Origin of the sequence: Polynucleobacter sp. AP-Feld-500C-C5, assembly GCF_018882265.1 — a bacterium.
Lineage (GTDB): Bacteria > Pseudomonadota > Gammaproteobacteria > Burkholderiales > Burkholderiaceae > Polynucleobacter.
Map to the genome: position 1 here is coordinate 92,753 of NZ_JACVOW010000026.1, position 21,979 is coordinate 114,731.

Below are 21,979 nucleotides of genomic sequence, written 5' to 3' on the forward strand. Positions count from 1 at the left end.
GAAATTAGGCTTCAGCAAATATGCGTACCTGGTTAATGAAACGAAATTGCTCATTGACACCCAAACAAGTGGGGTGGTTCTATGCGTCTATCTGCGCTTTTTCTTTCTTAATTGCAGGATTCTTTTTGGCTCTTGGTATTTGGATGGTAATCATTTTTACCTCCCTAGATATCTTGGCTTTAACATTTGCTCTTTATATCTACACCCGTCATGCGCTAGATTATGAAAAAATTTCTATTGACGACAAAGTCTTGGTTGTTGAGCAAAGTTGGGGTGGCAAATTAAAAACCCATGTATTTAATACCTTGTGGACTCGGTTAGAACGCGAGGGCTTTAAGGGCAGGCGTTTGGCATTAAAAAGCTCAGATCATTCTCTGCCCATTGGACTATTTGTCCGTCAAGACCAGTTTGAGCTCTTTGAGCAGGAGTTGAAAGCGCATTTAGGTAATCGTTAGAATAAATTTAAAACTGTTTTAAAGAAGAGGGATGTTAATATGAAATCAAAATTACTCGTAATCATGTGTGCTGCAATTGGCATTACTTTAGGCACCGCGGCTATTGCGCAAAACGCTTCAGTGGGCTCTATTAAGATTGAGAATGGCTATACCCGCGCTACTGCCCCTGGGCAACAAGTTGCTGGCGGCTTTCTGAAGATTGAAAATAAAGGGGCTGCTGATCAATTGATATCGGCTAGCTCACCGGCTGCAGGTGAAGTGCAGTTACATGAGATGGCCATGGATGGCAATGTGATGAGGATGCGTCAAGTAAAAGATATCGCTTTACCCGCTAATGGCGCTGTTGAGCTAAAACCCGGTGGTCTGCATTTAATGTTCATGAATATTAAAGCACCTTTGACTGTGGGTGAAACTGTTCCAGTCAAACTGAAGTTTGCCAAAGCAGGTGAAGTCGAAGTGAGGCTATCAGTCAATACTACAGCTCCAATGAAGCATTGATAGTAGCTGAGTGGTAGAAATTAAAAAGCCCCTGAATCAAATCAGGGGCTTTTTTACTAGACTGCTGATTCAGTTTGCTTAAGTAAGATCTAAATCCAAATCTGTTACCGCACCTTTGCTAGCACTGCTAGCAAGGCTTGCATACTTTGCCAAGAGGCCACGGGTATAGCGTGGCTTAGGTTGTTTCCAAGCTGCACGGCGTTTAGTAATCTCTTCATCACTCACATTGAGTTGAATGAGTAACTTGTGAGCGTCGATGGTTACAGAGTCACCTTCATGGATGAGGGCAATAACGCCACCCACATAAGCTTCTGGAGCTACGTGACCAACGACCATGCCCCAAGTTCCACCAGAGAAGCGACCATCAGTAATAAGGCCTACAGACTCACCTAAGCCTTGACCTACCAAGGCAGAGGTCGGGGAAAGCATCTCGCGCATTCCGGGGCCACCTTTAGGGCCCTCATAGCGAATGATCACGATGTCACCATCTTTGATCTTTTGCGCCATGATGGCTGCCATAGCATCGTCTTCAGAATCAAATACACGCGCTGGGCCAGTAATCGATGGGTTCTTAAGACCCGTAATCTTGGCTACGCAACCCTCTGGAGAGATATTGCCCTTCAGAATGGCTAAGTGGCCTTGTTTGTACAAAGGATTGTCTAAAGTGCGGATCACTTTTTGATCAGCACGCGGCACTGAAGGGATATCTTTCAACACTTCTGCAATCGTTTTGCCAGTAATGGTCATGCAATCGCCATGTAGCAAGCCACCATCAAGCAAAATTTTCATTACTTGTGGAATGCCGCCAGCCTGGTGCAAGTCGGTTGCCAAATAAGTGCCGGATGGTTTCATATCCACAATGACAGGAACGCGCTTACGAATACGTTCAAAGTCATCAATCGTCCAATCGATTTCAGCCGCACTAGTAATGGCGAGGAAATGCAATACCGCATTGGTGGACCCACCAACTGCCATGATGACACTCACTGCGTTCTCAATCGATTTTTTGGTAATGATGTCGCGTGGGCGTAGATTGTTCTTGATAGCCTCTACTAAAACGCGCGCAGATTCAGCGGCACTTGCAACTTTTTCTGCATCTTCGTTGGCCATCGTAGAAGAGTAGGGCAGACTCATACCGAGGGCTTCAAAGGAGGAGCTCATCGTATTGGCTGTGTACATACCGCCACAAGAGCCGCTTCCTGGACAGGCATGTTGTTCCACACCCTTCAGGTCTTCTTCGTTCATGCGGCCGGAAGTAAATTCACCAACAGCTTCGAATGCAGAAACGATATTGAGGTCTTTGCCTTTGTAGTGACCTGGCTTAATCGTCCCACCGTATACATAAATGGCAGGAACATTGGTGCGGGCAATAGCCATCATGCCGCCGGGCATATTCTTATCGCAACCCCCGATCACTACTACACCGTCTTGCCATAAACCATTGACACAAGTTTCAATACTGTCAGCAATGACTTCGCGAGACACGAGCGAGTATTTCATGCCTTCAGTGCCCATGCCAATCCCATCAGAAACCGTGGGCGTACCAAATGTTTGTGCTTTTGCGCCTGCTTCTTCAAGTGCAGTTACAGCCGCATCAGTTAATTTTTGCAGACCACTATTACAAGGAGTAATCGTCGAGTGGCCATTCGCAACGCCAACCATTGGCTTGGAGAAATCCTTTTCTTGATAACCCATGGCGTAATACATCGAGCGATTAGGTGCGCGAGCGACTCCCTCGGTGACCATACGTGAGCGTTCGTTGAGGCGTTTCATGCTTATTACTCCAGAAAAGGTTTGTTTTGAAAGACTCTATTGTGCCGTGAGATGGGCTAAAGGGTGTGCTGCACGAAGGGGTAATGCATACCCATCTTAATGTTGCACTGCAATACTAAAAAAACGAGCCTCGTTCTCTCAGGTAAGTTTGACTAGAAAAGCCGCTTCCTTCGGATTTTCAGGGGCTGAAAAATGTCGTGCTGATATTTCTGCGTAAGGCCAATGTTCAATAAAGTATTATATTTATCAATGCATTAGAATTACTACGATAAAAATAGTGAGACAGTTCCGCCATGGACAATCCTGCAAAACTTCCGGAGATACGAAAAGAGGCTTTTTCTAAGGCCAGGGAGAGTCTTGGTTTAAGCGCTAAGGATTTATCGGTTATGGCCTGTCTTTCTGTTCGCCAAATTGAGCAAATTGAAAATGGCGAATCCAGTTCTTTTTATGGTCTTCAAATTAAGGTCACTGCAGCAAAAAAAGTTGCCGCATTATTAAAACTCAATTTAGAAGATGCTTTTGACTTTGGTGAGGCGCCGATGGCGAAGAAAGCTGAAGTTGAAAAGGTAGCAGAAGAAAAGAAAGAAATTCCTGCTGTAATCACTCCACCGGTAGAAAAAAAAGTATCACCTGTAAAGCCTGAAACAGCTAAGCCGCTAGAGAAAATAAAAGAACTCGTCACTATTTCATCGAATTCATCAGGCCAAGAAAAAAATCCTCAGAAAAAATTATTGATTCTTCTAGGCATCGCGGTAACTTTAATCTTTGCAGTTGTAAATCTACGCCCACTATTTTTCCCAGAGCCAGTTAAGCAAGAGATTGTGATTTTGGAAGAAGTTGCTCCAGCAAATCCACCTGCAGAGCCGGTAGCTGAAGCCAAGCCAGAGGAAAAGCCTGTTGCGACTGTGCTTGCTGTTGCTCCTCCTGCACCAGCGGCCGCTCCAGCAATTTCCTTGGAGTGCCCGCCTGCAGATTCGTCAGTAGTGAGCTACAAAACGGATGCGCCCAAAAAGTCTGGGGATGTTGTATTTTTTCAATCTAAAACTGCGCAAACAGTCTGTGTTGTTGACGCTAGTGGCAAGACGCAAAACAAAACTCTAGAGCCTGGAGTGGGAGCTAGTATTTTGGGAAAACCACCTTTAAAGGTCTTAACTTCTGGCTTAGCTCAAGTAGATATGTATTACCAAGGAATGAAAGTTCGTCTTTCCAATCCCACTGCTAAGACTATTATTTTGGAGCAGGCTGAAATCATTCAGCCTGCTCCATTGGATTCTCAGTTACGTTAACGTTGTTGAGTGGTTAAGCTGAGGCTGTCAATCGACAGTCTTGATTAAACCGCTGATTCGTTTGTTTCGCCAGTACGAATACGAATCACTTGTTCAACCGCGGTAACAAAAATTTTCCCGTCACCAATTTTCCCTGTGCGCGCAGCTTTGGTGATTGCCTCAAGTGCTACCTCAACGCGATCACTGGCAACCACAGCCTCAACCTTTACTTTAGGCAAAAAGTCGACCACATACTCAGCACCACGGTAGAGTTCGGTATGACCCTTTTGACGGCCAAAGCCCTTGACTTCAGTCACAGTTAGGCCAGTAACTCCTACTTCGGCCAATGCTTCACGAACTTCATCGAGTTTGAACGGTTTGATGATTGATGTAATGAGTTTCATGTATTCCCCCTAATGCAGTAATCATACCTAGAACTGGAAAAAAGTGCCAAATTCGGACTTTCCTGACAGACTAGGCTCTAAATTGAGAAGTAATCGGATAGCGCCAATCGCGGCCAAAGGCGCGCGTTGTCACGCGCACCCCTGGAGGAGCCTGGCGGCGCTTGTACTCGTTTAATTTGATCAGGCGCGTTACTTTTTCAACGCTCTCTGGATCAAAGCCGGCAGCAATGATTTGCTCGATGGATTGGTTTTGCTCCATATACCGCTCAACGATGCCATCTAAAACCTCGTAGGATGGCAGGCTGTCTTGGTCTTTTTGATCTGGGCGCAATTCAGCAGAAGGAGCGCGCGTCAAAATGCGCTCCGGAATGACGGGAGCGATGCTATTGCGATAAGCGCATAAACGATAGACCAAAGTTTTAGCAATATCTTTAATCACTGCAAAGCCACCAGCCATGTCGCCATACAAAGTGCAATAACCCACTGCCATTTCACTCTTGTTACCGGTAGTCAGAACGAGTCGCCCCGTTTTATTCGAGAGTGCCATCAACATCGTGCCACGCACACGCGCTTGAATGTTTTCTTCTGTGGCATCAACCTGCATGTCTTTGAACTGCTCAGCTAAGGCTTGCTCAAGAGCGTCAACGGGACCACTAATTGGAATCTCATCGTATTGAACATTCAGATTCTGGGCTAATTCACGGGCATCAATCCAAGAGATATCGGCGGTATAGCGTGATGCCATCATCACAGCGCGCACTTTGTCTGCACCAAGGGCATCGACTGCAATCGCCAATACAAGAGCGGAATCTACGCCGCCTGATAAGCCAATAATCACACCAGGAAAGCGGTTCTTGTTCACATAGTCGCGCACACCCAGTACTAAGGCTTGATAAGCCTGAGCCTCAACACTTTGGGGTGGGGAGATTGAGCCTTTTTCGAGCTCACCTCCGGAACTGACATTTACAACACCTAGTCCAGTTTCAAACTGGGGCATAGACATGACCACTTCGCCATGGCTATTTAATGCAAAAGACCCGCCGTCAAACACCAATTCATCTTGACCACCAACGGCGTTGACATAGACTAAAGGCATTTTGGTTTGCTCAATGTGAGCACGCAATACATCGATACGCAGCGCCTCTTTTTTCAGGTGATAGGGCGATGCATTCGGAACGAGTAAAACGTGTGCGCCAGCCGCATGGGCTTGTTTCGCTGGCCCTGGATGCCATGCATCTTCACAGAGAATCAGGCCATACTGAATGCCTGCGCAGTCAAATACACAAGCTTGCTTACCGGGCACAAAGTAACGCACCTCATCAAAGACTTCGTGATTAGGTAGCTCTTGTTTGGCATAGCCTGCAATGACCTTGCCGTTCCGTAAAACGGAAGCATAGTTTTGTAGACCTGCTGACGTTAATTTTGGGTGACCTACTACGACCGTCAGATCTGGATATTGGGATAGATCTTGTACCAAAGCATCAAGCTGCTTTTGCGCGGCCTCAATGAAGGCAGGCCGGAGCAATAAATCTTCTGGGGGGTAGCCGGTCAGAGAAAGCTCAGGAGTAACAACAAGCTTGGCGCCTTGAGAAAAGGCCTCTTGAGCTGCTTTGTGAATCAGTTGCGCGTTACCAGCCAGATCACCCAGCAGCGGGTTCATTTGGGCTAAGGCAATTTTCTGTGCGCTCACTCCGAATCACAAAGCCTTTACTATCAATTGAATCAACACTAAGTTAAGCGTGCTCTTTGTTGTAACGATCGATGCCCTCAAGAATCTCTGTATGAGCATCGGCAACGCCACCCCAGCCTTTTACTTTCACCCACTTGCCTGGCTCGAGATCTTTATAGTGCTCGAAGAAGTGCTGAATTTGGTTTAAGCGCAATGGGTTGATATCTTCTGGTTTTTGCCAGTGTGTGTAGATTGGCAAAATTTTATCTTCTGGGACGGCCAACAATTTAGCGTCTTGTCCACCTTCATCTTCCATTTGCAAAACACCAAGTGCGCGGCAAGCAACCACGACACCCGGAATCAGTGGAAATGGAGTAATCACGAGAACGTCAACAGGGTCACCATCGCCAGCAATGGTTTTATTGATGTAGCCATAATTGCAGGGATAGTGCATGGCAGTACCCATAAAACGGTCAACGAAAATGGCGCCACTTTCCTTGTCAACTTCATATTTGATTGGATCCGCATTCATGGGGATTTCAATAATGACGTTGAAGCTTTCAGGGATCTTTTTACCTGGCTTGACGTTGTCGAGACTCATAAATACTCCGAATAATGATTAGTAAATACCCTGATCCTGTGGAGGGGGCGCAGGGGTGATTCTGTTACATACTGTTACGGCTTAAAGACATAGTTTAAAGCTTTCAGAAACCGGGTCGACCTAAGCGCAAGTAGTAAAAAACAATAAAGATTAAATTTAGGGAGTTCAAGCATGAGTAATGTCACTTTAGGCTTGTATTTTGCCTTGGTATGCGGAGTCATAGCCGTGATTTACGGTTTTGTGATGCGCAGCTGGATTTTGAAGCAAAGTACGGGCAACGCCAAAATGCAAGAGATTGCGGAAGCGATCCAGCAGGGTGCGGCGGCCTACTTATCACGCCAATATAAAACGATTGCGATCGTTGGAGTGATTCTCACCATTCTGATGGCGCTCTTTTTGGATTTTGCGACAGCGATTGGCTTTGTCGTGGGCGCGGTTCTCTCAGGTGCATGTGGTTTCATTGGTATGAATGTGTCAGTTCGTGCAAACGTACGCACTGCTGAGGCAGCAACCAAGGGTATGAATGAAGCTCTCAACGTGGCCTTTAAGGGTGGCGCGATTACCGGTATGTTGGTAGTGGGTCTTGGACTCTTGGGTGTTGGTCTGTTCTTTATGTTCCTCGTTTCCATTGGCGCAGGACAAGACCTCTCCGCAGTATTGCATCCCCTCATTGGCTTGGCATTTGGCTCTTCATTGATTTCGATCTTTGCACGTTTAGGTGGCGGTATCTTTACTAAAGGTGCAGACGTTGGTGCTGACTTGGTAGGTAAAGTGGAAGCAGGCATTCCGGAAGATGATCCACGTAATCCAGCAGTGATTGCCGATAACGTGGGCGATAACGTTGGCGACTGTGCTGGTATGGCTGCTGACTTGTTTGAAACGTATGCTGTGACATTGATTGCAACCATGGTGCTGGGTTCATTGATGGTCGCTGGTGCTCCCGTAGCAGCCATCATCTATCCATTGGTGCTAGGTGGCGTATCGATTATTGCTTCGATCGTTGGCTGTTCGTTTGTTAAAGCAACCCCTGGTATGAAGAATGTGATGCCTGCTTTGTATAAAGGTCTGATCATTGCGGGCGGCTTATCACTGGTTGCCTTCTACTTTGTCACCAACTTTATCATGCCAGATGATGCGCTGGGTATTCCAGGTAGTCAGTGGCGTTTATTTGGTGCAACTATCGTTGGCCTCTTGCTTACTGCTGCTTTGGTATGGATTACCGAGTACTACACTGGTACTCAGTTCAAGCCAGTACAGCATATTGCTGAAGCATCGACTAAAGGTCATGGCACAAACATCATTGCTGGCTTAGGCATCTCAATGAAGTCAACTGCTTATCCAGTCTTGTTTGTTTGCGCAGCGATTTATGCAGCATATTGGTTGGCTGGTTTATATGGCATTGCGATTGCCGCTACCTCGATGTTGTCGATGGCCGGTATCGTTGTGGCACTAGACGCATACGGACCGATTACCGATAACGCAGGTGGTATTGCGGAGATGGCAGGTTTGCCACAAGCAGTGCGTGATATTACTGATCCATTGGATGCAGTGGGTAACACAACTAAAGCAGTTACTAAGGGTTACGCCATCGGTTCTGCTGGTTTGGCTTCATTAGTCCTCTTTGCCGATTACACCCATGCTTTAGAAGGTATCGGCCAGCAAGTCTCTTTTGATCTATCAAACCACATGGTGATCATTGGTCTCTTTATTGGGGGCATGATTCCTTACTTGTTCGGGGCGATGGCGATGGAAGCAGTGGGCCGTTGCGCTGGTGCAGTTGTTGAGGAAGTGCGTCGTCAGTTCCGCGATATTCCAGGGATCATGGAAGGTACCGCTAAGCCTGAGTACGGTAAAGCGGTAGACATGCTCACTTCTGCGGCGATTAAAGAGATGATCGTTCCTTCATTATTGCCAGTGGTTGCACCAATCGTAGTTGGTCTCTCGCTGGGACCTGCTGCATTGGGTGGCTTGCTCATGGGCACAATCGTGACAGGTTTGTTCGTGGCAATCTCAATGTGTACTGGTGGCGGCGCTTGGGACAATGCGAAGAAATATATCGAGGAAGGTAACTTCGGCGGTAAAGGCTCTGAGGCGCACAAAGCTGCTGTGACTGGTGACACTGTAGGCGACCCCTACAAAGACACTGCAGGTCCTGCAGTCAACCCACTAATCAAGATCATCAACATTGTGGCATTGCTCATCGTGCCACTTTTGCCAGTGATCTCACGCTAAGTAATGCATAGTAAGTAATATGCATTAGTAGCCAAAGCATCAAAGAAAAAACGCCTAGCAATGCTAGGCGTTTTTTATTATTCAGCCTCTAAAAACTAATCTAAAGTTTCTAAGTAACGTTGCGCATCTAGAGCGGCCATACAACCGGTGCCGGCACTAGTAATCGCTTGACGGTAGATGTGGTCTTGAACATCACCAGCAGCAAACACACCAGGAATATTGGTAGCTGTCGCATTGCCCTCCAATCCTGAGTGAGTTTTGATATAACCATTATTCATCTCTAACTGATCAATAAAGAGTTCCGTGTTGGGTTTGTGACCAATCGCGATAAATGCACCAGTAACGGCGATATCTTCCGTGCCGCCATCTTGTTTCTTGATGCGCACACCAGTCACACCTTTTTCATCACCAAGCACTTCATCTAGTGTGGCATTCAATTTCAGCTCTACCTTGCCTTCGGCAACTTTGGCCATCAAGCGATCATTCAAAATAGGTTCGGCACGGAATTTATCGCGACGGTGAATCACGGTCACTTTTTTGGCAATACCTGTGAGATAGAGCGCTTCTTCCACGGCAGTATTGCCACCACCTACCACGCATACATCTTGATTACGATAGAAAAAACCATCGCAAGTTGCACAACCAGATACGCCGCGCCCCATAAATGCTTCTTCACTTGGAAGGCCAATGTATTGAGCGGAAGCACCGGTGCTAATAATCAAAGCATCACAGGTATAAGTTCCAGAGTCACCCACTAAGCGAATGGGCTTCTCTTTGAGAGCCGCTGTATGAATGTGGTCAAAAATGATCTCGGTATTGAAATGCTCCGCATGCTTCAAAAAGCGGTCCATGAGCTCTGGGCCTTGCACGCCTTCTGGGTCGGCGGGCCAGTTTTCAACGTCAGTGGTGGTCATTAATTGACCCCCTTGAGCCAAGCCAGTAATGAGGGTAGGCTGTAAATTGGCTCGGGCGGCATAGACTGCAGCGGTATAGCCGGCAGGACCAGATCCGAGGATGAGAACTTTTGAGTGTTTTGGGGTATTTGTAGTCATACCCAAATTATAGGTTTGCTTGTTTACAATCGGTAGAACATGGCGAGAACCGTATACCCGAAATCCCAATTGCCCCAGTCCCCAGAAAAAGGCGGGCCAGATCGGATGCCCCGCCTGCTCCTGGAGGCCCGTTGGTTTATTTCCCTAGGCTTATGCCTTGGACTATTTGCCATTTTGATTACCTATTCCAAGGCTGACCCAGCCTGGTCACATGCCAGTTTTCAGGCTCCCAAGAACCTAGGTGGCCGTTTTGGGGCTTATTTAGCGGATTTGATGCTCTACATCTTTGGGATTTCTGCTTTTTGGTGGGTTGTGCTATTCGGGCGCCGGGTTCTAAATGGCTGGAGGGAGCTTTGGAGTATCCCTTTGCCCCCAGATCCAGAAGCTAAACCCGACTCTCTCTTAATGCGTTGGTTGGGCTTTGGCTTAACTTTGGCGTGCAGTATGGGGCTGGAGTCTATTCGTTTGCATACTCTGTCCTGGCAGCTTCCTAGACCTCCTGGTGGTATTTTGGGAGAGTTAATCGGCGACCCTTTGCAAATGTCCTTGGGTTTTACAGGTGCAACCTTAGTACTTCTATTTGGACTTTGTGCAGGCCTATCTTTATTCCTGCATTTCTCTTGGCTAGATATTGCTGAAAAAGTAGGGCGAATCTTGGAAGTATCTTTTCATCGCATACGCGAGCGTCGCGATAGTGAGGAAGATCGTAAGCTAGGTGAAGCTGCTGCTGAAGAGCGGGAAGAGTTTGTGGAAGAAATTCGGGGGCGCGTTGAAGTGGCAGCACCAGTACAGATTGTGCGTGCACCCATAGAGATCGCAAAGAGCGCTCGTGTAGAGCGTGAAAAACAACAACCACTATTCGTTGATATCCCTGATTCTGAATTGCCACCACTGGCATTGCTAGATCCAGTTCCTGAAGTAAAAGAAACCATCTCCGCTGATGTCTTGGAATTTACGTCGCGTTTAATTGAGCGGAAGTTAGCTGAGTTCAATGTTCAGGTTACCGTGATTGCCGCTTACCCTGGTCCCGTAGTAACGCGTTACGAGATTGATCCGGCGATCGGTGTGAAGGGTAGTCAGATTGTTAATCTTTCCCGTGACTTAGCACGCTCACTGGGTGTTGTCAGTATGCGTGTAGTAGAAACCATTCCAGGTAAAACGTGTATGGCTTTGGAGTTGCCAAACCCAAGGCGCCAATCGGTTTACTTGTCTGAGATTCTGACTTCACAGGTATATAACGACAATCATTCTTTATTGACTCTCGCTTTAGGTAAGGATATTTCAGGCAGTCCTATGGTGGCTGACTTGGCGAAGATGCCGCACTGTTTGGTAGCGGGTACAACGGGTGCTGGTAAGTCGGTTGGTATCAATGCCATGATTCTTTCGCTGCTCTTTAAGGCAAAGCCTGACGAAGTGCGGCTGATCATGATTGATCCAAAGATGCTTGAGATGGCAATGTACGACAAGATCCCGCATCTGCTTTGCCCAGTAGTGACTGATATGAAACAAGCGCACAACGCATTGAACTGGGCGGTAAACGAGATGGAGCGTCGTTACAAGCTCATGAGTAAGTTTGGCGTACGTAACTTAGCTGGCTTTAATAAGAAGATTCTGGAAGCAGAAGAAAAGGGTGAGAAGCTCACTAATCCTTTTAGCTTGACGCCAGAAGATCCAGAGCCAATCTACAAGGCACCAGTTATCGTGATCGTGATTGATGAGTTAGCTGACTTGATGATGGTCTCTGGCAAGAAGATTGAAGAACTCATTGCCCGTATTGCGCAAAAAGCGCGTGCTGCAGGGATTCACTTGGTATTGGCAACACAGCGCCCTAGCGTAGATGTGATTACTGGCTTAATTAAAGCGAACGTGCCAACCCGTATCTCTTTTCAAGTCAGCAGCAAGATCGATAGCCGCACGATTTTGGATCAGCAGGGTGCTGAGGCACTTCTCGGTATGGGTGACATGCTGTATATGGCCCCAGGTACTGGCCTGCCGGTTCGGGTACATGGCGCATTCGTATCAGATGATGAAGTACATCGTGTGGTGGAATGGCTTAAAGAGAAAGGCGAAGCTAACTACATTGATGGTGTACTCGAAGGCGCAGATGAATCCAATATCGATGCCTTAACAGGTGAGAGCGGTGGTGAGTCTGATCCACTGTACGACCAAGCAGTCGCGATTGTTCTAGAAAACAAACGCCCATCCATCTCATTAGTGCAACGTCATCTGCGTATTGGCTACAACCGTGCAGCTCGCCTCTTAGAAGATATGGAAAAAGCCGGTCTTGTATCCAGGATGGGCAATGGCGGCAATCGCGAGATTTTGCATCGTTCCTCCGAGTAAGGTTTGATTTTGCAAAGATTCTTATCAGCATTAGCGATGCAAATCTCCATCGGTATTGCGACGATTCTTTTTTCAGGTATGGCGATCTCGCAAAGTGAGAGTGGCTCAGACCAATTGCGCCAGTTTGTGCGTAACTCCAAAACGGCAGAAGGTGATTTTGTGCAACAGCAGCTCCGTGCGCCGAAAGCGAATGAGCCGCAAGACAAAGGCCTTAAAGTCGTGCGTCAGACGCAAGGCCATTTTGTCTTTCAGCGCCCGGGTCGTTTTGTGTGGGATACCCAAAAACCATATGAGCAAAAACTGATTGCAAATGGCAATCAACTCATCTTATGGGATAGGGATTTAAATCAAGCCACTTTTCATCCAGCAGGACAAGCGTTGGCATCAACACCAGCAGCTATTTTGTTTGGTGAAAACTCATTAGATCAACATTTTGAATTGATCGAGGGAGAAGAGCGCTTAGGAATGAAATGGGTCGCCTTAGTTCCTAAAAGTGACCCCAATGCCAAGAAACAAGGTGACCTGCCATATACCAAGATCTCGATTGGTATGGTCAATGGACTACCTAAAGCGCTGGAGTTAATGGATGGCCTGGGAAGTGTGGTCTTAGTCACCCTCGATAAAATCCAACTCAATGTTCATTTGCCTGCCAACCGCTTTAATTTCACGCCTCCTGCAGGAGCTGAAGTCTTACGCTTAAACTAGAGTCTAAATAAACAAGCACACCTAATCTATAGAGCATTAAATGATTGATCCGCAATTACTCCGCAAAGATATCGCTGCTGTTGCAGCGCGTTTAGCTACTCGTAAATTCCAGCTAGATGTTGAGAGGTTCAACACCCTTGAGTCTGAGCGTAAGTCTTTACAAACCAGCACTGAAGAATTACAAGCCAAACGCAATCAGTTATCTAAAGCGATCGGCATGAAGAAAGGCAAAGGCGAGGATGCCTCTGCTGAGATGGCTGAAGTTGCTCAAGTAAATACTGATATGGAAGCCGGCGCATCCAGATTAAGTACGCTACAAGTCGAGATTTCTGATTTCTTGATGGGTATTCCCAATCTGCCAGATGATTCTGTGCCAATAGGTAAAGACGAAACTGAAAATAAAGAAATCAAGCGGTGGGGTACAGAACCTATATTTGATTTTGAGATCAAAGATCACGTAGACCTTGGTGGTCCATTAGGATTGGATTTTGAAGCAGCTGCCAAGATTAGCGGTTCTCGCTTTGTGGTTCTCAAAGGGCCGATTGCAAGATTACATCGTGCCTTAGCGCAATTCATGATCGATACCCATGCAAGTAATCATGGTTACCAAGAAGTCTATGCACCTTATATGGTGAACGCTGCCTCAATGCGTGGTACTGGCCAATTACCGAAGTTTGAAGAAGACCTCTTCAAGGTTCCTCGTCAAATGGGTGGGGAGGATGGTAACGGAGAGTCAAAAACGGAAAACTTCTACCTCATTCCAACGGCGGAAGTTCCGGTAACTAATTTAGTAAGAGATGAGATCGTTAGTGCCGATAATCTCCCCCTAAAGTTTGTTGCTCATACCCCATGCTTTCGCTCTGAAGCCGGTAGTTATGGTCGTGATGTCCGCGGGATGATTCGTCAACATCAGTTTGACAAAGTCGAGTTAGTGCAAATCACTAAACCAGAAAACTCCATGCAAGCCCTCGAAGATTTAACTGGTCATGCTGAGAAGATTTTAGAGTTGCTCGGATTGCCATACAGAAAGGTATTGCTCTGTACTGGTGATATGGGATTCGGTAGCACTAAGACTTACGACTTAGAGGTATGGGTGCCTTCACAAAAGGCATACAGAGAAATTAGTTCTTGCTCCAGCATGGGTGACTTCCAAGCAAGACGGATGCAGGCTAGATTTAAGGAGGGGCAAGGCAAGCCAGAACTCCTACATACATTAAATGGTTCTGGACTTGCAGTGGGCAGGACATTGGTCGCGTTAATTGAAAACAAGCAACAGGTGGACGGCAGCATTGCGATTCCAAAAGCATTACAACCCTATTTGGGTGGTTTAGCGGTATTAAAGCCGAATTAAATTAATACAGCTTTAATTTTTACTCTATCAGCATTTTTTGCTAAAACCTTATCAAGTGTTGCTAAAGATTTGGATTTGAATTGTTTCGCGGCGGCCAAATGAAGTGAGTCACCAGCCCTAAGGCTTGACTTGCTATCAACAACCAATATTCCAGCGGAATAATACGTTTTAGTCTCAATGGGCAATAGCTCAATATCATTTTGACAGAGGTCGTCAAATTTTTTCCAGGCTTCGCGACTTTGCTTCTCTGTTATTTGATTTGTTCTGACTTTAAGGCTAAGTGCGCTGGCGAATTCGGCAAATGTCCAGGTTGAAGAAATCATTCTTGCTGAACTATTTTCATGCCATTTGTCAACGGCATCGCTCTTTGATTCTGTTGTACATAGGGCTACAAAAATACTTGTATCAACATAAATCATTAGTAGCGTGCCTCAGAACGAACTTCATCCATTACAGATTTGCCCATTTTCAGTGTAGCCCTGAACGCTCTTAGTTGCGCTGCAATTGCTTTGCGATCCAATTTCTGCGGCCTAATTATTAAGGAGCCATCCTTTGATAGGGTTGCCTCAACTTTGTCACCTTCCTTAAGGTGAATTTGTTTGATGAGTGATGCCGGAATACGCATTGCAAGACTGTTGCCCCACTTTGAAATTTGAATATTCATGCTATTTCTCCTTACTATGGATATACATTAATGTATATCCATAGTAACGTAATTAATTTATCCATGCAAATAATTTGCAATACCCAACATTGAGCAAGTGACTTTATTAGACGATAGCTATAATTGCCCTTCGGTTCGGAGAGGTGGCAGAGTGGTCGAATGTACCTGACTCGAAATCAGGCGTACTGTCAAAGGTACCGAGGGTTCGAATCCCTCCCTCTCCGCCAGTATCGACCTGAAAGCCATTATTTATAAGGTTCTGTATTTCTTGGCTGCTACTACCCACCAGCCTACCCACCAGTGAAACATTGCTTACTTTTAAATTTCTAGCTAGGCAACGTTGTCTCTAGATAAGATATCACTATGGACGATCTTGAATTTGTAGGGAAAATTAAGGGCATGAAAACCCTCAAGCAGATGATTGAGAGTAAAGAGGTCATACCAGCCTCAGAACTAGCAAAAATGAAGGCCGAGGAAGAGGCCCAAGAAAAAGCCTTTGCAGAGGCAGTCCAATCAGAGCAGTCACATAAAAAAACAAAGATCTGCACCGGTAAGGTCGAGGGCAGGGCACTTTGGACGCGTGAGCGCTTTAACGAAGATTGATCTAGCTTTAGGGTTGTTCTAAGAACACCATATTCCTACAATTTGAATATCAATTCCAAGTTTTGATTTCAGATTGAAAGGCGAATATGACACCCAGAACGCTAACCAGGCAGGAAATGTATGATCTAGTATGGTCAAAGCCAATGACGCAGCTTGCGGCAGAATTTGAGTTATCTGATGTTGGCTTAAGAAAGATCTGTAAAGCAGCAAAAGTGCCCACGCCTGGCCTCGGATATTGGGCAAAGTTGGCAAATGGCAAGAAAGTCATTAAGACTGAGTTACCAACGTTGTATCCATTCCAATCTCAATTTCTCCATATAGGCGGGGGTTCTCGTAGTCGCTATGGTTATTTCGACGAACCAGAGAAAACGGATGATGAGTTGGCTCAAATGGAGTTGCCACCTCCTCCAAAATTCGATGAAACGATTGATGAGGTGAGGTTGAGGATTGAGGCCCTCGTTCCCTTAATCCCTATTCCCAAAAGCATTAGCAAGCCCCATCCAATTACTGAGAGATTATTGGGCTACGACGCCGATATCGCAAAAGAAAAATACTGCTTTTATAAGCCTAGGTATCAACATCCTGCAGGGCTAAGACTGTTGTCAGCACTTAATAGTTTCTTTACTTACTTCGAGAAGCTGGGATTCAGGGTAAAAGTTCACGGCCCTAGAACGCAATCTATGAGCGTCGACATGGATGGTAGTTACCACTACTTTAGATTCGTTTGCTTTGATGATGGCAATCACTTTTATCGCAGAAAGAGTTCCCCCGGAAAGGCTTACGGCTTTAGTTGGACAAGCGACCAAGATCGAATGTCGGAGAACAAAGACTATCGAGAATATGTAGATATCACTCCGGAGATCCTAAGAGACCTCGCTATTGAGCTATTGATGGATATTGAGGAGCGTAAGAGAAGTAATATCGAATGGTTGTATCAACGTCAAGTTGATAAGAAAAATGAAGCAATTGCGAATATTGCAGAAAGAAAGGCTAAGGCTACACTTCGCCGCAAGCAGGAGGCTGATCGAATAATTGAAAATCGTTTGAGATTAATGAGTCAAGCCTTAAAGGACATTAGAAGGGCTGAAAAAATTCAGGAATTAATTGGCGCCCTGGATAAAAAGGTTAAAACTGCGAGCAAAGAGATCCCTGGCTACAGCAAATGGCGAGCTTGGGCCATTCATCAGGTGAACTCAACTGATCCACGCAATATGTCTATTAAGAGAGTGGGGCGCTGGATAGAACGTTTTCATTTGAAATAGGATGCAAGGCTCAGACCGTGAGCCTTTGCTATGGCACTCTCTATTTACAGGCCCCTTAAATTCATCTCTAGGAGTATTTCATTCGTCTTATAGAATGAAAGAATCATGATTAATCAATTTGTCACTGCACTTGCGTTTTCTGCAACCAAGCATCGAGATCAACGTCGCAAGGATGTTGAGGCATCGCCTTATATCAATCACCCAATTTCACTAGTCGATGTTCTCGTCAACGAGGGCGGGGTTCTGAATTGGGATGTCTTATGTGCCGCCTTATTACATGACACTATTGAAGATACTGAAACTACAGCAGAAGAGTTAACTAAATCATTCGGAAAGAATGTAGCCTCAATCGTATTGGAGGTTACTGATGATAAGTCGCTACCTAAAGCAGAGCGCAAACTGCAGCAAATTGCACATGCACCTCATTCATCTCATGAGGCTAAGTTAGTCAAGCTTGCCGACAAGATTTGCAATCTTCGAGATATTTTGGCTTCACCCCCAAGTGGTTGGGATACCAAAAGGAAGCAGGAATACTTTGAATGGGCAGCAGCTGTGGTTGCTGGAATTAGAGGGTCGAACTCCAAGTTAGAGAAAGTATTTGATGCTTTACTTGAAAAAGGCAGGGCCGAGTATCAATCTGAGCTAGGTAAGTAAATCTTATGGCAAGTCTGAGCAAGTCCAAGATCATTACTCACCGCCAGTGCCCTAAACTCTTATGGCTGCAAATAAATCGGCCTGAGCTCATCGAAATTAGCGCAGCAACCCAGGTTAGATTTGATGAGGGCAACAAAGTTGGAGATATCGCTCGCCAGAATTATCCAGGCGGAGTTTTCATAGAGACTCTTAATCGAGCAGAGGCTATCGCCCAAACTAAAGAGGCTGTAACGAAACGCCAAACAATCTTCGAAGGCGCCTTCTTTGAAGAGAATGTCATGATTCGCGCAGATCTACTCTTCCCTGAAAAAGATGGATATCGTCTAGTAGAGGTTAAATCCTCTACTGGCGTGAAAAGCTACCATGTTGATGATGTAACAGTTCAAAGTTGGGTCATGGAGAAGTCAGGTTGTTCTCCAACGAGCATGACCCTAGCTTATATCAACAATAAATTTATCTATCAAGGCGATGGAAATTACGAAGGTTTATTTACTGAGGCTGATTTATCAAACCAGGTAAAGCCGAATATGTCTCAGGTGCAATCTTGGGTTGATGCCGCCGAAAAAACCTTAGCTTCCCCAGTTGAGCCTGCGATTGCGCCTGGTGAGCAATGTACAGATCCTTTTACCTGTGACTTTATTGACTATTGCTCTCCGCCTGAAGAGGGCGTGGAGTATCCAGTAGAAATTTTGCCTTACGGCAAAGCTATCGCTTCGGAATTAAGGGGTGATGGCTACAAAGATTTACGTGAAGTGCCTGCGGATCGCTTAAGTAATCCAAAACATCTTAAGGTTCATGCGGCAACCCTGAGTGGGAATGCTATCTTGGAGCCAGAGGCAATTTCACAAATACAGGCCTTGCCATACCCACGCTATTACCTTGATTTTGAGACTATTGGTTTTGCAGTACCGATCTGGACGGGCACACGCCCCTATATGCAACTCCCGTTTCAGTGGTCATGCCATATTGAGCAGTCCGATGGATCAATGACTCATAAAGAATTTTTAGATCTTTCGGGAAATGACTGAACTGCTGTCAATTTAGGTCCACTACCAAAGAGAGTATTTCTATAGTAAATCATTGCAGCAACATGGGTTGATTCTGGATTAATTGGGGTACTTGGGTTTGGGGTGCTGGAGGTCTGTAACCTAAAGCGCTATGGGGCCTGACATGGTTGTAATGTTTAACCCACTCCCCCACGATGATCTGGGCCTCTTTTAGGCTATAAAAGATCTCCCCATCTAAAAGGTTGTCCCTAAAAGTGCCGTTAAAGCTTTCACAAAAGCCATTTTCCCAAGGGCTCCCTGGTTCAATGTAGGCGGTTTTGACACCAATGCCAGATAACCAACTACGCAGGTCTTTAGCAATAAATTCTGGGTCATTATCACTGCGGATGTACTCTGGGATACCGTTGTCAATCATGGCGTTCGCCAGTTGCTCAATCACTTGGATCGATCCAATCCTTCTGGCGCAGTGGATCGTTAAACACTTTCTAGTGTATTCATCAATCAGGGTGAGCATGCGGATCTTGCCACCATAAGCATCTCTGATAAAGACAAAGTCATAACTCCACACATGATTGGGGTGGGTCGCTCGCAGCCTCATACAACTGCCATCGTTAAACCAGAGTCTGCCCCTAGGAGCTTGCTTTTGTGGGATCTTTAGACCCTCTTGCCGCCAGATGCGAGCAACCCTTGCAGTAGTCGCTTGTCCCCAGCCGCTATTACGCATCATCCCAGCAATCAATCGATAACCATATCTGCCATAGGTGCTGGCCATCCGGATGACCTCAGCTCGTAGGGGCTCTTCATCATCTTTAGGCAGTGGCATATAGCGATACGCTGCTCTGGAGAGCCCTACTAATTCACAAGCTAAGCGCTCTGATGTTGAGTATTTCTGCAGCAACACCTGAGCAGCTGTTTTGCGTTTAGCAGGGCTTAGAAGTTTCCCTTAATAACTTCCTTGAGCATCACCTCTCGTAGCGATAAGTCCGCTACGAGCTTCTTTAAGCGGGTATTTTCCACTTCCAGATCTTTGTACTTACGAGCCTGATCGACTTTCATACCGCCATAAATCTTGCGCCAACGATAGTAGCTTTGCTCTACTGTGCCCACCTCTTTACAAGCCTGAGCTAGGGTTTTGCCATTGGTGGTTAAAACATCGATTTGACGCAATAAGGTGACGATTTGCTCGGGTTTAAGACGTTGACCTTTTGCCATATTTAGCACTCCTTTAAGGTGAGAGATTATCAAAAATCCTCTCTTTTGGAGTGGTACTAAAAATCAGGTCAGTTCACATATGAAGGGGACAAGATAGTTGTAGGGTCCGAAGCGAAGAAGCAATTATCAGAAGTTGGGATGGGGGTGCATGGTGATGTAGTGAAATCTCCTAAAACTTATCTTGGGCGCGAAGCCCTTACTGTTGGAGGCGTCCAAAGAAACCCAGTTGATATTGTTACCCACATTGTTAAGTATGTATGCGAGAGGGCCTTAAGTACTAATAGGGAGGCCTTAGAGAAAATTGATAAGGCGGTTGTAACTATCCCAGTCAATATGATTGGCGAAAGAAGGGCACTTCTTCGTGATGCATTCAGGGCTGCAGGCGTGAGCATTGTTCAATTTGTTCATGAGCCACTAGCCGCTCTTTATGGATTTTTTAAATCAAGCGATAGCATGGAGTCGGAATTGAGAGCCTATGATCGCCAGCTTATTTTGGTATTTGATTGGGGTGGCGGAACTTTAGATTTGACTTTATGCAAATTAATTGATGGTTTACTTGTTCAAATAGCTAACGATGGAACAGAAGAGGTTGGGGGCGACATTTTTGATAGCGAAATTAGAAACTTTGTCGAGCAGAATACCAAGCCTAAGGATTTAAATCTTGATAGTTTCATCCCAAGCGCAAATGCTGTCGCAAGACTATTGCAAAGCTGTGAAAAAGCTAAAATTGCTTTAAGTAATGCTGATGAAGCAGTTATATACGTTCCAAATTTCTATGCTGGATCAAATGTAAGCGACCCAGATCTTGAGTTTACTTTGACACGAGATAAGCTTGAAAAAATTATTACCTTGCTTATTGATAAAGCATTAGTGCGCGTTAATAATATTTTAGAGAACTCCGGCTACTCTACCGCCTCAATCTCTCTGTGCTTGGCAACTGGCGGAATGTCTAATGTACCTATCGTACGCGCACGGCTACACGAATTATTTGGTCCGCGAAGAGTTCATATCAGCAAAGACTCTTCATCACTTATATCTATCGGAGCTGCCTGGGTTGCTAATGATGGAGCAAGGTTACATTTGGCAAAAAATCTTGAATTACTACTCGCAAGAAATTCATACCTAACTCTTTTACAGGCCGGAACAAAAATGCCTATAGAGGGACAGGTTAGCAAGACGGAATTTAAACTATATTGTGTTGATCCTACGGATGGGCATGGAAAATTTCAAATTCTTTGCCCTAGAGATAAACCTGGTCCAAATGTTTTTACTGGCGACATCAGAAGGGTTCTGGGTAATGTAGTTGTCCCGGTGGATAAAAAGGCTGCCCCATTTAGAGAGCGCCTTGAACTAGAACTTTTAATTGATGAGAATTTAATTCTCAAGGCAACCGGTAGATCATTGAATCTTAAAGGTATTGGTGTAGTTGAAGTTCATGATTTAGAGTTTGCCTTGTCTTTAGATCCAGATAAGGATTTTTGGCACGGAGATCAATCATCAAATTTGATTGAAATTGAGGGTGGCAAGAGTGATCCCGGCTCTATTGCCATGCGCTCAAATATTGCAAATTTTGAAGATAAAAAGTTTGTCCCTGGAGAGGTGTTATACAAGTTTGATCCGGGATATTTTGACACTAGGGCATATCCTCCAGACTTTCAGGTCGAAGAAAGGCTGTATTACGAGCCATGTGCTGCATGTGGAAAGGCTTCGAATGATCCATTATGTACATGTGGCAATTCGCTTAATGGTAATTTTAAGGAGTTACGCAGATAGAGTATTGCGTATCTAAATTAAGCTTCAGTTCTAGCCTTAAATCTTTTGCTATTTTCATACTAAGCACTTGCATACTATTATGGGCTCAAATAATGAGCTATTTAAATACTTTATAAATTCTCATTAAGTTATAGGCAATATATATAAAATGAATATATGAACTTAGAAGATACAAAAATACTTAGCACCTCGCAGGCGCAACATTGGCTTGTTGATGCTGCCTCGTTTGAGGTGTCTCAAATTGATTTTTGTAGTGCCTATGTTAAAGAAAGTTCCCTTAAATTCTTTTATTCAAATTACTTAATAAATGGTTATTCAGGGGCGACAAGTGAACTGACCTGATTTTTAGTACCACTCCAAAAGAGAGGATTTTTGATAATCTTCACCTTAAAGGAGTGCTAAATATGGCAAAAGGCCAACGTCTTAAACCCGAGCAAATCGTCACCTTATTGCGTC

The 21,979-nt window shown here is 45.3% G+C and carries 21 protein-coding genes and 1 tRNA gene; 14 read left to right on the plus strand and 8 right to left on the minus strand.

Annotated elements, in window-relative coordinates:
- Positions 1–20: 20 nt before the first annotated feature.
- Positions 21–455 carry a DUF2244 domain-containing protein gene (locus ICN21_RS10930; RefSeq protein WP_216178446.1) on the plus strand — a complete coding sequence of 145 codons (435 nt, stop codon included), beginning with the start codon at positions 21–23 and terminating at the stop codon, positions 453–455.
- A gap of 39 nt (positions 456–494) precedes the next feature.
- Positions 495–953: a copper chaperone PCu(A)C gene (locus tag ICN21_RS10935; protein ID WP_216178447.1), complete on the plus strand. Its 459-nt coding sequence runs from the start codon at positions 495–497 to the stop codon at positions 951–953.
- Positions 954–1,031: 78 nt separating this feature from the next.
- Here the strand turns inward: ICN21_RS10935 and ilvD are convergent, their stop codons facing one another.
- A complete protein-coding gene (gene ilvD / locus ICN21_RS10940) occupies positions 1,032–2,726 on the minus strand; it encodes a dihydroxy-acid dehydratase (protein WP_216178449.1) in 1,695 nt (564 codons plus the stop codon).
- A gap of 293 nt (positions 2,727–3,019) precedes the next feature.
- On the opposite strand from ilvD, the gene ICN21_RS10945 reads away from it, so the two are divergent.
- Positions 3,020–4,012 (plus strand): RodZ family helix-turn-helix domain-containing protein, encoded by a 993-nt coding sequence (locus ICN21_RS10945; RefSeq protein ID WP_216178450.1) that lies wholly within the window; start codon positions 3,020–3,022, stop codon positions 4,010–4,012.
- A gap of 44 nt (positions 4,013–4,056) precedes the next feature.
- Here the strand turns inward: ICN21_RS10945 and ICN21_RS10950 are convergent, their stop codons facing one another.
- From ICN21_RS10950 to ppa, 3 genes are all read right to left on the minus strand, one after another.
- Positions 4,057–4,395 (minus strand): P-II family nitrogen regulator, encoded by a 339-nt coding sequence (locus ICN21_RS10950; protein WP_215296656.1) that lies wholly within the window; start codon positions 4,393–4,395, stop codon positions 4,057–4,059.
- 70 nt (positions 4,396–4,465) lie between these two features.
- A complete protein-coding gene (locus tag ICN21_RS10955) occupies positions 4,466–6,085 on the minus strand; it encodes an NAD+ synthase (protein WP_216178451.1) in 1,620 nt (539 codons plus the stop codon).
- Between the two features lie 43 nt (positions 6,086–6,128).
- Positions 6,129–6,665, minus strand: a complete 537-nt coding sequence (ppa, locus tag ICN21_RS10960; protein WP_215296658.1) for an inorganic diphosphatase — start codon at positions 6,663–6,665, stop codon at positions 6,129–6,131.
- Positions 6,666–6,836: 171 nt separating this feature from the next.
- Here ppa and ICN21_RS10965 point away from each other — a divergent pair, with 171 nt between their 5' ends.
- The gene (locus ICN21_RS10965) at positions 6,837–8,897 is read left to right on the plus strand and encodes a sodium-translocating pyrophosphatase (protein ID WP_216178453.1); all 2,061 of its coding nucleotides are present in this window, start codon (positions 6,837–6,839) and stop codon (positions 8,895–8,897) included.
- 95 nt (positions 8,898–8,992) lie between these two features.
- On the opposite strand, the gene trxB is transcribed toward ICN21_RS10965, so the two are convergent.
- Positions 8,993–9,949 carry a thioredoxin-disulfide reductase gene (trxB, locus tag ICN21_RS10970; protein ID WP_216124041.1) on the minus strand — a complete coding sequence of 319 codons (957 nt, stop codon included), beginning with the start codon at positions 9,947–9,949 and terminating at the stop codon, positions 8,993–8,995.
- 39 nt (positions 9,950–9,988) lie between these two features.
- Between trxB and ICN21_RS10975 the strand changes: the two genes are divergently transcribed.
- The 3 genes from ICN21_RS10975 to serS are packed head-to-tail and all read left to right on the plus strand — an operon-like array spanning position 9,989 to position 14,348.
- Positions 9,989–12,292, plus strand: a complete 2,304-nt coding sequence (locus tag ICN21_RS10975) for a DNA translocase FtsK (protein WP_216178455.1) — start codon at positions 9,989–9,991, stop codon at positions 12,290–12,292.
- A 9-nt stretch (positions 12,293–12,301) separates the two neighbouring features.
- Positions 12,302–12,997: an outer membrane lipoprotein carrier protein LolA gene (locus ICN21_RS10980; protein WP_216178457.1), complete on the plus strand. Its 696-nt coding sequence runs from the start codon at positions 12,302–12,304 to the stop codon at positions 12,995–12,997.
- A 40-nt stretch (positions 12,998–13,037) separates the two neighbouring features.
- Positions 13,038–14,348, plus strand: a complete 1,311-nt coding sequence (gene serS, locus ICN21_RS10985; protein WP_216178458.1) for a serine--tRNA ligase — start codon at positions 13,038–13,040, stop codon at positions 14,346–14,348.
- On the opposite strand, the gene ICN21_RS10990 is transcribed toward serS, so the two are convergent.
- Both ICN21_RS10990 and ICN21_RS10995 read right to left on the minus strand, forming a co-directional pair.
- The gene (locus tag ICN21_RS10990; protein ID WP_216124052.1) at positions 14,345–14,767 is read right to left on the minus strand and encodes a type II toxin-antitoxin system VapC family toxin; all 423 of its coding nucleotides are present in this window, start codon (positions 14,765–14,767) and stop codon (positions 14,345–14,347) included. The two genes, serS and ICN21_RS10990, sit on opposite strands and share 4 nt — an antisense overlap.
- Positions 14,767–15,012 (minus strand): AbrB/MazE/SpoVT family DNA-binding domain-containing protein, encoded by a 246-nt coding sequence (locus ICN21_RS10995; RefSeq protein ID WP_216124054.1) that lies wholly within the window; start codon positions 15,010–15,012, stop codon positions 14,767–14,769. Before ICN21_RS10995 ends, ICN21_RS10990 begins: the two co-directional genes overlap by 1 nt.
- Positions 15,013–15,149: 137 nt before the next feature.
- Here ICN21_RS10995 and ICN21_RS11000 point away from each other — a divergent pair.
- From ICN21_RS11000 to ICN21_RS11020, 5 genes are all read left to right on the plus strand, one after another.
- Positions 15,150–15,239: transfer RNA gene (locus ICN21_RS11000), tRNA-Ser, on the plus strand.
- A 136-nt stretch (positions 15,240–15,375) separates the two neighbouring features.
- Positions 15,376–15,615 (plus strand): hypothetical protein, encoded by a 240-nt coding sequence (locus ICN21_RS11005; RefSeq protein WP_216178459.1) that lies wholly within the window; start codon positions 15,376–15,378, stop codon positions 15,613–15,615.
- A 116-nt stretch (positions 15,616–15,731) separates the two neighbouring features.
- Positions 15,732–16,877, plus strand: a complete 1,146-nt coding sequence (locus tag ICN21_RS11010; protein ID WP_216178460.1) for a hypothetical protein — start codon at positions 15,732–15,734, stop codon at positions 16,875–16,877.
- Between the two features lie 108 nt (positions 16,878–16,985).
- Complete coding sequence (locus tag ICN21_RS11015; RefSeq protein WP_216178469.1) at positions 16,986–17,531, plus strand: HD domain-containing protein; 546 nt, start codon at positions 16,986–16,988, stop codon at positions 17,529–17,531.
- 5 nt (positions 17,532–17,536) lie between these two features.
- Positions 17,537–18,559 (plus strand): DUF2779 domain-containing protein, encoded by a 1,023-nt coding sequence (locus tag ICN21_RS11020; RefSeq protein WP_216178461.1) that lies wholly within the window; start codon positions 17,537–17,539, stop codon positions 18,557–18,559.
- A gap of 49 nt (positions 18,560–18,608) precedes the next feature.
- Here the strand turns inward: ICN21_RS11020 and ICN21_RS11025 are convergent.
- Positions 18,609–19,750, minus strand: a protein-coding gene (locus ICN21_RS11025; RefSeq protein WP_216178462.1) for an IS3 family transposase whose coding sequence is annotated in 2 segments (ribosomal slippage) — positions 18,609–19,483 and positions 19,483–19,750 — 1,143 coding nt in all. Because the reading frame shifts where the segments join, the coding sequence is not laid out codon by codon here.
- 159 nt (positions 19,751–19,909) lie between these two features.
- Here ICN21_RS11025 and ICN21_RS11030 point away from each other — a divergent pair.
- On the plus strand, positions 19,910–21,523 hold the full coding sequence (locus ICN21_RS11030) for an Hsp70 family protein (protein ID WP_216178463.1): 1,614 nt from the start codon (positions 19,910–19,912) through the stop codon (positions 21,521–21,523).
- A 156-nt stretch (positions 21,524–21,679) separates the two neighbouring features.
- The gene (locus tag ICN21_RS11035) at positions 21,680–21,865 is read left to right on the plus strand and encodes a hypothetical protein (protein WP_216178464.1); all 186 of its coding nucleotides are present in this window, start codon (positions 21,680–21,682) and stop codon (positions 21,863–21,865) included.
- Positions 21,866–21,979 lie beyond the last annotated feature (114 nt).